Source organism: Nitrobacter sp. Nb-311A (assembly GCF_000152905.1).
In the GTDB taxonomy this organism is placed as follows: Bacteria; Pseudomonadota; Alphaproteobacteria; order Rhizobiales; family Xanthobacteraceae; genus Nitrobacter.
Genome location: NZ_AAMY01000008.1, coordinates 107,559 through 117,973, shown reverse-complemented (window position 1 = coordinate 117,973; position 10,415 = coordinate 107,559). Strand labels below are relative to the sequence as shown.

General features: G+C 62.4%; 10 protein-coding genes. All 10 read left to right on the top strand.

Going from position 1 to position 10,415, the window contains the following annotated elements; genetic code table 11:
• The coding region (coxB, locus tag NB311A_RS04765; protein ID WP_009797325.1) for a cytochrome c oxidase subunit II at positions 1-828 on the top strand (828 nt) is incomplete at its 5' end.
• A gap of 116 nt (positions 829-944) precedes the next feature.
• A complete protein-coding gene (gene ctaD, locus NB311A_RS04760) occupies positions 945-2,561 on the top strand; it encodes a cytochrome c oxidase subunit I (RefSeq protein WP_009796675.1) in 1,617 nt (538 codons plus the stop codon).
• Between the two features lie 60 nt (positions 2,562-2,621).
• The gene (locus NB311A_RS04755; RefSeq protein WP_040673752.1) at positions 2,622-3,560 is read left to right on the top strand and encodes a heme o synthase; all 939 of its coding nucleotides are present in this window, start codon (positions 2,622-2,624) and stop codon (positions 3,558-3,560) included.
• A 15-nt stretch (positions 3,561-3,575) separates the two neighbouring features.
• Positions 3,576-3,746 carry a hypothetical protein gene (locus NB311A_RS04750; protein ID WP_009796677.1) on the top strand — a complete coding sequence of 57 codons (171 nt, stop codon included), beginning with the start codon at positions 3,576-3,578 and terminating at the stop codon, positions 3,744-3,746.
• A 6-nt stretch (positions 3,747-3,752) separates the two neighbouring features.
• Entirely contained in the window at positions 3,753-4,403 is a 651-nt protein-coding gene (locus NB311A_RS04745) for a cytochrome c oxidase assembly protein (protein WP_009796678.1), read from the top strand.
• Between the two features lie 94 nt (positions 4,404-4,497).
• A complete protein-coding gene (locus NB311A_RS04740; protein WP_009796679.1) occupies positions 4,498-5,352 on the top strand; it encodes a cytochrome c oxidase subunit 3 in 855 nt (284 codons plus the stop codon).
• Positions 5,353-5,835: 483 nt separating this feature from the next.
• Positions 5,836-7,254, top strand: a complete 1,419-nt coding sequence (thrC, locus tag NB311A_RS04730) for a threonine synthase (protein WP_040673954.1) — start codon at positions 5,836-5,838, stop codon at positions 7,252-7,254.
• Positions 7,251-8,540 (top strand): pitrilysin family protein, encoded by a 1,290-nt coding sequence (locus tag NB311A_RS04725; RefSeq protein WP_009797323.1) that lies wholly within the window; start codon positions 7,251-7,253, stop codon positions 8,538-8,540. The genes thrC and NB311A_RS04725 overlap by 4 nt, the downstream gene beginning before the upstream one ends.
• A 36-nt stretch (positions 8,541-8,576) precedes the next feature.
• Complete coding sequence (locus NB311A_RS04720) at positions 8,577-9,200, top strand: GNAT family N-acetyltransferase (protein WP_009797322.1); 624 nt, start codon at positions 8,577-8,579, stop codon at positions 9,198-9,200.
• A gap of 334 nt (positions 9,201-9,534) precedes the next feature.
• Positions 9,535-10,221, top strand: coding sequence for a hypothetical protein (locus NB311A_RS04715; RefSeq protein WP_009797321.1), 687 nt, complete (start codon positions 9,535-9,537; stop codon positions 10,219-10,221).
• Positions 10,222-10,415 lie beyond the last annotated feature (194 nt).

The following is a 10,415-nucleotide window of genomic DNA, read 5'->3' as shown; positions in this document are numbered from 1 at the left end:
CGCCGGTTTGGCCGCCGGTTTCTGGGATTGGCGTTTGGAGTGGCGGCGCTTGCCGCTGGAGGTACGGTTTCTGCGGAGGAGCTGGGTCAGCCGCATGCGTGGGCGCTTGGTCTTCAGGCGGGCGTGACGCCTGTGATGGAGAGCATTGCGAGCATGCATAGCGGACTTCTGGTTGTGATCACGCTGATCACGCTGTTTGTGACGGCGCTTTTGATTGTGGCGATGTTGCGGTTCAACGCGCGGTCCAATCCGGTTCCGTCGAAGACGACGCACAACACGATGATCGAGGTTGCGTGGACGATTATTCCGGTTTTGATCCTGGTTGGCATAGCGGTGCCTTCGTTCCGGCTTTTGTTTCAGCAGCTTGACCTTCCGAAGGCCGATCTGACGGTGAAGGCGGTCGGCAAGCAGTGGTACTGGAGCTACGCTTATCCGGACAACGGCAAGTTTGAGTATGACTCGCTGATGTCGCATGACAAGCAGCCGCGGATGCTTGCGGTGGACAACGAGCTGGTTGTTCCTGTGAACAAGGTGGTCCGGGTTCAGGTGACCGGGGCGGATGTCATTCATTCCTTTGGAGTTCCGGCGTTTGGCATCAAGGTGGACGCGATTCCGGGCCGTCTCAACGAGACCTGGTTCAAGGCCACGAAGACGGGGATGTTTTACGGTCAGTGCTCTGAGTTGTGCGGCCGGGATCACGCCTTCATGCCGATTGCGGTTCGGGTGGTGAGCGATCAGGATTTTGCGGCGTGGGTTGAAGCCGCGAAGAAGAAGTTTGCCTCGAACCCGGCGAACGCGGTGGCGTCGGCTGCCGACGTGATGCGCTAGGCGTCGCGTCGGGCGATTTCGGCGAGGGCGGCAACCATCGAAGGTCGTCGCCCGGGAGCCGCCCGCCCAGGTTCGTTCGCTCAAGGACTTCAAGGGACGAAAGACAGGATCAGACAATGGCAACAACCGCAGCACATGCTCACGACCACGACCATGACGACCATGCGCACCACCCGACAGGGTGGCGGCGCTTTGCGTATTCGACCAATCACAAGGACATCGGGACCATGTACCTGGTGTTCGCCATCGTTGCGGGGATCATCGGCGGCCTGATGTCGATGGGGATCCGGGCGGAGCTGATGTATCCCGGGGTGCAGGTTTTTGATCCTGCGCATACCTACAACGTCTTTGTGACCTCGCACGGCCTGATCATGATCTTCTTCATGGTGATGCCTGCGATGATCGGCGGCTTTGGCAACTGGTTCGTGCCGCTGATGATCGGCGCGCCGGACATGGCGTTTCCGCGCATGAACAACATCTCGTTCTGGCTGTTGCCGGCGGCGTTTGCGCTGCTGCTGACCTCCACGTTTGTGGAGGGCGAGCCGGGCGCGAGCGGTGCGGGCACGGGCTGGACGCTGTACGCGCCGCTGTCGACGAGCGGCCATCCCGGACCGTCGGTGGATTTCGTGATCCTCTCGGTGCATCTGGCCGGCGCGTCCTCGATTTTGGGCGCGATCAACTTCATCACCACGATCTTCAACATGCGCGCCCCCGGCATGACGATGCACAAGATGCCGCTGTTCGTGTGGTCGATCCTGGTCACGGTGTTCCTGCTGCTGCTGTCGCTGCCGGTTCTGGCGGGCGCGATCACGATGCTCCTGACCGACCGTAACTTCGGCACCACGTTCTTCGCCGCCGACGGCGGCGGCGATCCGGTGCTGTTCCAGCATCTGTTCTGGTTCTTCGGTCATCCCGAGGTGTACATCCTGATTCTGCCGGGCTTTGGCATGATCAGCCATGTGATCTCGACGTTTTCGAAGAAGCCGATCTTTGGCTATCTCGGCATGGCCTATGCGATGGTGGCGATCGGCGGCATCGGCTTTGTGGTGTGGGCGCATCACATGTACACGGTCGGCATGGTGTCGACGGCGCAGGCCTATTTCGTCGCCGCCACGATGGTGATCGCGGTGCCGACCGGCGTGAAGGTGTTCTCGTGGATCGCCACGATGTGGGGCGGCTCGATCGAGTTCAGGGCGCCGATGCTGTTTGCGATCGGCTTCATCTTCCTGTTCACGGTCGGCGGCGTGACCGGCGTGGTGCTGGCCAATGCGGGCGTCGATCGTGTGATGCAGGAGACCTACTACGTCATCGCGCACTTCCACTACGTGATGGGCATTGCCGCGGTGTTCTCGATCTTCGCGGGCTGGTACTACTGGTTCCCGAAGATGTCCGGCTACATGTACAACGAGACCATCGCCAAGCTGCACTTCTGGCTGATGTTCATCGGCGCCAACGTCCTGTTCTTCCCGCAGCACTTCCTGGGACTGCAGGGCATGATGCGGCGCTCGGTCGACTATCCGGATGCGTTTGCGGGCTGGAACGAGATCTCGTCCTACGGCGCCTTTATCGCGGGTTTCGGCGCGGTGGTCTTCATCTACGGCCTGATCGACGCCTTCGCGCGCAAGCAGCAGGCGGCCGACAATCCGTGGGGTGAAGGCGCGACCACGCTGGAATGGACGCTGTCGTCACCGCCGCCGTTCCACCAGTTCGCCACCCTTCCGAAGGTGCAGTAAGTCAATGTGAATGTGCGCGGCGCGCGTGACGCGCCGCGCACCCAACAAGCGGGTTGTGTCGTGTCGGTTGTCGATCAAAAAGCCGTTGAACTGCCGCCCCGGATCTCGGAGGCGAGTGTCGCCGATTACTTCGCGCTGCTGAAGCCACGGGTGATGTCGCTCGTGATCTTCACCGCGCTGGTCGGGCTGATGATCGCGCCGGGCCATGTTCACCCGGTGCTGGGATTCATCTCGATCCTCTGCATCGCGGTCGGAGCCGGCGCTTCCGGCGCGCTGAACATGGCGCTGGAAGGCGATATCGACGTGCTGATGTCGCGGACGGCCAACCGGCCGATCCCGCGCGGCCGCATCACCCGCGGCGAGGCGATGGGGTTCGGCCTCACGCTGTCGTTCTTCTCGGTGATGACGCTCGGCGCCCTGGTCAACTGGTATGCGGGAGGGCTGCTCGCCTTCACGATCTTCTTTTACGTTGTGATCTATACGATGGGACTGAAGCGGCGGACCGCGCAGAACATCGTGATCGGCGGCGCCGCCGGCGCGCTGCCGCCGGTGGTGGCGTGGGCGGCGGCGACGGGATCGCTGTCGATGGAGCCGCTGCTTCTGTTCTTGATCATCTTCTTCTGGACGCCGCCGCATTTTTGGGCGCTTGCGCTGTTCCGTTCCGACGATTACGCGCGCGCCGGGGTGCCGATGCTGCCGGTGGTCGCCGGTCCGGACGCGACGCGGCTGCAGATCCTGCTCTACACCATCGTGCTGGTGGCGATCGCCGCCGCGCCCTGGCCGTTGGGCTACTTCGATTGGGTTTATGGCGTCACCTCGCTGATCCTGGGCGCCGGCATGCTGGTGCTCGCGATCCAGGTCTATCGCCATCGCACCGGAAGCCAGGCGCTGCGCGCCACGCGGCGGCTGTTCGCCTTTTCGATCCTCTATCTGTTCGCGCTGTTTGCCGTTCTGCTGCTCGATGTGGTTGCGAAGGCCCTCGCGCCGTTGATCTGGTAGAGGGCGTATGGTCCGATGGACAGCGAAAACAAGCCGGACGGAGACGGAATCGTTCTCACCGAGGCCCAGAAGAAGCGGCGGCGCGAGCGGTCGATCGCGATCGCCTGGGCGCTTGGGGTCCTGGTCCTGCTGTTTTTCGCGGTCACCTTCATCAAGGGGCCGGGCGTTCTCGTCCGTCCGATGTGATTTGAGATGACGGACGCGCCGCACCATCCGCAGCAACCCGCCACCGCAGCCCCGGCGCCGCCGAAGGCTGCGCCGCGCGTCGGCCGCGACGTGAAGATCGGCGCCGCCTGCGGCCTGCTGGTCGCGCTGATGGTCGGCGCCGCCTATGCGGCGGTGCCGTTTTACAACTGGTTCTGCCGCGTCACCGGCTTCAACGGAACGACGCAGGTGGCGGCGACGGCGCCGCGGGCCGCGCCGCTGGCGCGAACGGTGGCGGTGCGCTTCGACTCCAACGTCTCCGGCGGGCTGCCCTGGAAGTTCGAGCCGGAACAGACCGAGATAAAGGTCCGGATCGGCGAGGTCACCACCGTGCATTACGCCATCACCAACGAGTCGGCGGCGACCACGATGGGACAGGCGGCCTATAACGTCACGCCGCTGACGGTCGGATCCTATTTCACCAAGATCAACTGCTTCTGTTTCACCGAGCAAACCCTGGCGCCCGGTGAGAAGCGGGAGATGGACGTCGTCTTCTATGTCGATCAGGCCTTCGCCGCCGACAGCGAGAACGACGGCGTCAACACCATCACCCTGTCCTACACCTTCTTTCCGGTGAAGAATGCCACGCCCAAGCCGGTGGCGGCAAACGAGCCGGACAGGTCAGGGGGAAGCATCTGACCTTCGAGGGCCGACGCGTTTCGTTACCGCGCGTCTTGTTTTGAGATCAATAGGTGCCCAATACCGCCGGCACCGCTAAGGGAGAGAGACCGCAATGGCTACGGCGCAAGTCAAGCACGATTACCACCTGGTCGACCCGAGTCCGTGGCCGATCGTAGGCGCGACCGCGGCTTTCATCATGGCCGTCGGCGCGATCCTGTGGATGCATCATATGACCGCGGCCGCGCCGATCATTTTCGGCATCGGCGTGGTCGGCGTGCTCTACACCATGGCGAGCTGGTGGGCGGATGTGATCCGCGAAGCCGAGCATAAGGGCGATCACACCCGCGTGGTGCAGATCAGCCACCGCTACGGCATGATCCTGTTCATCACCTCCGAGGTGATGTTCTTCGTCGCCTGGTTCTGGGCCTTCTTCAACTCCGCGCTGTTCCCGGGCGATCCCGTGCATGTGACGCGCGAGGCGCTGTTCGGCGGCGTCTGGCCGCCCAAGGGCATCCAGACCTTCGATCCCTGGCACCTGCCGCTGCTCAACACCCTGATCCTGCTGACCTCGGGCACCACCGTGACCTGGGCCCACCATGCCCTGCTCAATGGCGACCGCAAGGGGCTGAAGTGGGGGTTGATCCTGACCATCGCGCTCGGCGCCATCTTCACCTGCGTGCAGGCCTATGAGTATCATCACGCCGCCTTCAGCTTCGCCGGCAACGTCTACGGCGCCACCTTCTTCATGGCGACCGGATTCCACGGCTTCCACGTGCTGGTCGGCACCATCTTCCTGATCGTCTGCCTGTTCCGCGCCAATGCCGGACACTTCACGCCCTCCCAGCACCTCGGCTTCGAGTTCGCCGCCTGGTACTGGCATTTCGTCGACGTGGTGTGGCTGTTCCTGTTCGTCTGCATCTATGTCTGGGGCAACGGCGCCGCGGCCATGGCGCACGCCGCGCACTGACCGGGACCCGCACGATCAACACCATCACCAACAAGGGCGGCCGCCGGGCCGCCCTTTCTCTTTCGGACAACGTCTCTTTCGGACAACGTCTCTTTCGGAGAATACCAATGTCCAGCTTCCATGCCCGGCCAACACTCTCCCAGACAATCCTGCGCGGAATCGCTTCCAAATGCCCGCGCTGCGGCGGCCTCGCGGTCGGATCAAGGCGCGAAACGCCTCAAGGCGGCGCTTGGAGCATGATCTGATCAAGTTGAATCAGGCCATGCTCTGGAAGTTAGTGTCCGGCCGCACTGACTTGCGGCGAACCGGTACCCGCTTCGCTGAAAAATGCTCCGGCTGTATTGCGCGAGACGGCTTTCCCTCCCCTTCGATTTCCTCTTCATCCCGAAACGCTTTATGGTACGCGGGGACTATCGCCGACGGCGGCACGAATAACTCGCAGCTTCAAATGTTCGGCAACATGCTCCGTCGCTGGAGGCCCGCTTGACGCATTATCTTTCGACACGGGGGGAAACCCAGAAACTCGGCTTCTCCGACGTGATGCTGGCTGGCCTGGCGCGCGACGGCGGTCTTTATGTGCCCGAAATCTGGCCGCAGTTGTCGCCCGACACTATCGCGGGCTTCTTCGGCCGGCCGTATTGGGAAGTGGCCGTGAAGGTGATCCAGCCGTTCGTGGCTGGAGATATCGCCGATGCCGATCTCGGCCGCATGGCGAACGAGGCTTATGCGACGTTCCGGCATCCTGCAGTGGTGCCGCTCGATCAGATCGGCCCTCAACAGTTCATGCTGGAGCTGTTTCACGGTCCGACGCTCGCGTTCAAGGACGTGGCGATGCAGTTGCTGTCGCGACTGATGGACCATGTTCTGGCGCAACGAGGCCAGCGTACCACGATTGTCGTCGCAACCTCGGGCGATACCGGCGGCGCTGCGGTCCATGCATTCGCCAACAGCGTCAATGTCGATCTGATCGTACTGTTTCCGGACGGCCGCATTTCCGAAGTGCAGCGGCGCATGATGACGACCACGGCTGCGCCAAATGTTCATGCGCTCGCTGTCAAAGGCACCTTCGACGATTGCCAGGCGATCGTGAAGGGATTGTTCAACAACCACCGCTTTCGGGACGAGGTGTCGCTCTCCGGCGTCAACTCGATCAACTGGGCGCGAATTGTTGCGCAGGTCGTGTATTACTTCACCTCCGCGGTCGCGCTCGGCGCACCGGCGCGGGCCGTCGATTTTACCGTGCCGACCGGAAACTTCGGCGACATCTTTGCCGGCTATGTCGCAAAGCGCATGGGTTTGCCGGTGCGCTGGCTGCGTATCGCCGCCAACGTCAACGATATCCTGCCGCGTACGTTGAAGACCGGCTTGTATGAGGTGCGCCAGGTTCACGCCACCACCTCGCCGTCGATGGACATTCAGGTGTCGTCGAACTTCGAACGGCTGCTGTTCGAAGCGACAGGCCGCGACGCTGCGCAGGTGCGTGGGCTGATGGCGTCGCTGCGACAATCCGGTCGCTTCGCGCTGCCGGATTTGGTGCTGGCCGCGATGCGCGCCGATTTCGATGCCGGACGTGCCGACGAAACGGAGACCGCCGCCGCGATCCGCACGGCGTGGCGCGAAGCCGGAGATCTGGTCGACCCGCATACGGCTGTTGCGCTGACAGTGGCCGATCGTGACGCGCCCGACTCATCCGTTCCAAACATCGTGCTGGCGACTGCACATGGCGCGAAATTCCCGGACGCGGTTGAGGCCGCTTGCGGTGTGCGGCCGCCGTTGCCGGCCTGGCTCGACGGCTTGATGACCCGGCCCGAGCGGATCACGGTCGTGAACAACGATCAGCCAGAAATCGAACGGTTCGTGCGGTCCGTCAGCCGCGCCGCCAAGCACGGAGTTGCCGGATGAGTGTCGATGTGACGAAGCTGTCTTCTGGCCTCACGGTCATAACCGATGACATGCCGCATCTGGAAACCGCCGCGCTTGGAGTCTGGACGGGGGTCGGTGGACGCGACGAAAAGCCTGATGAGCATGGCATCTCGCACCTTCTTGAACATATGGCGTTCAAAGGAACCACTACGCGTTCAGCGCGAGAGATCGCCGAGGAGATCGAGGCAGTCGGTGGGGATCTCAACGCCGCGACCGGTGTCGAGACGACGGCTTATTACGCGCGGGTGATGAAGGCCGACGTGCCGCTCGCGCTCGACGTGCTGAGCGATATCCTGTCCAATCCGAGCTTCGAAACGAAGGAACTCGAATGCGAGAAGGGCGTCATCGAGCAGGAGATCGGTGCGGCGCAGGACACGCCTGACGACGTCGTTTTCGAGCATCTCAACGAACTCTGTTATCCCGACCAGCCGATCGGCCGTTCGCTGCTCGGTACGCCGGAGACGCTGAAGCGATTCAACAGCGACATGCTGCATGGATACCTCAAGGCGCATTATCGCGGGCCGGACATGGTGGTAGCGGCGGCGGGTGCGATCGAGCACAAGGCAGTCGTTGCCGAGGTTGAGCAACGTTTTGCAAGTTTCGATGACACGCCGGCTCCGCAACCGCCGTCGGCGAAGTTCGGCGGAGGCGGTTCCAGAGTGGTGCATCGCGACCTGGAGCAGGCGCATCTGACGCTTGCGCTGGAAGGGGTGTCGCAGACCGATGCCTCGTTATTCTCGCTGCAGGTGTTCACGAATATTCTGGGGGGCGGCATGTCCTCGCGATTGTTTCAGGAAGTCCGTGAGAAGCGCGGTCTGTGCTATTCAATCTACACCTTCCATGCACCCTATGCCGACACCGGCTTCTTTGGGCTCTACACCGGCACCGATCCGAGTGACGCGCCGGAAATGATGGAAGTCGTCGTCGACGTTATCAGCGAGGCTGTGGAAACGCTGACGGAAGCGGAGATCGCGCGTGCGAAAGCGCAGATGAAAGCGGGCCTGCTGATGGCTTTGGAGAGTTGCAGCGCCCGCGCCGAACAATTGGCCCGGCATATGCTCGTCTACGGACGGCCCCAAAGCGTTCCGGAATTGATGGCCAGGATCGATGCCGTCAGCGTCGAATCAACGTGCGATGCGGCGCGCATCCTGCTGGCGCGCAGCCGTCCTGCTGTTGTCGCGCTTGGCAGCGGCAGGGGGCTGGACACTGCGGTCGCTTTTGCGGAAGGATTGGCGCAGTCGAAGGCCCGGATTTTGCTCCACTAGCCAGAGGCTGGGGGGATTCAGGGTCGAGGAAAAGGCATGGCTCTGTTTCGTCTGCCGTCGAGCGCGCCCGCGCTTGTGCCGCGAGGGCACGGTTTGTTGCTGCGTGCGCCCGAGATGTCCGATTTTCTGCAATGGAGACAGCTTCGCGAATGCAGCCGCGCCCATCTGACTCCCTGGGAACCGATCTGGCCCTCGGATGATCTGACCCGCAGCGGATTTCGGCGGCGGTTACGCCGCTACGCCGAGGATATCGCCGGCGACAGGTCCTATCCCTTCATTGTGTTCCGCGAATCCGATGGCGTCATGCTGGGTGGGGTCACCCTCGCCAATGTCCGTCGCGGTATCGCGCAGATTGGCACCATCGGATACTGGATAGGCCAACCCTATGCAGGGCGAGGCTACATGACCGTGGCGCTGCGCGTGCTGCTTCCGACCTTGTTTGGCGAACTGAACCTGCATCGCATTGAGGCTGCCTGCATTCCCAGCAATGCGCCGTCCATTCGCGTGCTGGAAAAGTGCGGCTTCACGCCGGAGGGGTTGGCGCGCCGCTATCTTTGCATCAACGGAATCTGGCAGGATCACCTGCTGTTCGGCATGCTGCACGACGATTTCAATCCTCGGGTCAAGGCCGAGGACATGCTTCGCTCGAAAACGCTATAGAACCTCTTCTTCAGAAGGAATTGGAGGCGGTCGGATCGTTTGACGGGTTCCCTCGTTCAAGCGGCATTATTGCCTCGCGTCGAGCCCTCTGTCGAAAATGCGCAAAGCGCGTCGCCCGCTTTTTGGGGTTTCATCGGGCAGTTCAGTCCGGGTGAGTGCTTCGACGGAACCGGCCTGCCCGTCATTGCCGGCTGAGGAAGCCCCATGCATTCGACGTTGGAGCATGATCCCGAAAACCGGTTTGCGCTTTGGGGATCGTGCTCTCGCACCTTTGGCTTGCTGCCATTGGCTTGTTATAAAGCCGCATATGGAAATAAACGATCGGATGACGTGAATGGTTGATGTTGCGGATATCACCGAAGTGAATGAACCGGCTGCTGTCGGGCACTTGGGTCGCTTTCCGTTGCGCCTGATGACCATGGTCGCAGTCTGCTGCACGGTTGCCGCTTCGCCTGCGCAATCGCAGTCGCTCGCCGATCGTTTCAAGGAAATGTTTGGCATCAAGTCGCAACCGGAGCGCGCGGTGCCGGCGTCCGGCGACATGGCTTCTGCGCCTGACGATCTTACCTGTCCGCCCGTCGCCATCCGTTCCGGCGCATCGACCTATGCGGTCGGCGTGCCGGGCCAACCGGCGAGCGGGACCGATGTTCGCTACCAGGCGACCATCCGCGAGACCGCGCGAGAATGCGATTACAATACCGACACTCATCAGATCGCGATCAAGGTCGGTATACGCGGGCGGGTCATCGTAGGACCGGCGGGAGCGCCGCCGGCCGTGGAAGTGCCGTTGCGCGTCGCTGTGGTCGAGGATGGCGTCTCCCCGAAAACGATCGCCACCAAGGCCTATACGATTACGGTGAGTCTGTCGGGCGATGAAGGCGGGAACTATAGCTTTGTTTCAGACGACATCTCCTATCCTGCGCCGCAGGGCGCGGCTGCTGACCACTACGTATTTTATGTCGGGTTCGATCCGCAGGCGCTGAAGCCCGAGCCGCGCTCGGGCCGCAAACGGCAGAAATAACGGACGCAGCGGTTATGCTGTGCTCGGTTGGTCCGTAGTCATACTCGCCACGCGAATATCGATACACTGGGTTCGTTACGCTTTTCGCCAAGCCGGCGCGCCCGCTGTTCGGCAGCCTACCGGCACAGCCGACGAAACAAAAACTCGCCGCGTGCCGCGCGCCCGCCTTCGTCGCGCTTGGGAGAGCTTGTAAC

Excerpts from the sequence above, each read along its gene's own strand:
- ctaD (WP_009796675.1), top strand. The coding sequence starts at position 945 with ATGGCAACAACCGCAGCACATGCTCACGACCACGACCATGACGACCAT.
- NB311A_RS04715 (WP_009797321.1), top strand. The coding sequence starts at position 9,535 with ATGGTTGATGTTGCGGATATCACCGAAGTGAATGAACCGGCTGCTGTC.
- NB311A_RS04745 (WP_009796678.1), top strand. The coding sequence starts at position 3,753 with ATGACGGACGCGCCGCACCATCCGCAGCAACCCGCCACCGCAGCCCCG.
- NB311A_RS04740 (WP_009796679.1), top strand. The coding sequence starts at position 4,498 with ATGGCTACGGCGCAAGTCAAGCACGATTACCACCTGGTCGACCCGAGT.
- NB311A_RS04725 (WP_009797323.1), top strand. The coding sequence starts at position 7,251 with ATGAGTGTCGATGTGACGAAGCTGTCTTCTGGCCTCACGGTCATAACC.
- NB311A_RS04750 (WP_009796677.1), top strand. The coding sequence starts at position 3,576 with ATGGACAGCGAAAACAAGCCGGACGGAGACGGAATCGTTCTCACCGAG.
- NB311A_RS04720 (WP_009797322.1), top strand. The coding sequence starts at position 8,577 with ATGGCTCTGTTTCGTCTGCCGTCGAGCGCGCCCGCGCTTGTGCCGCGA.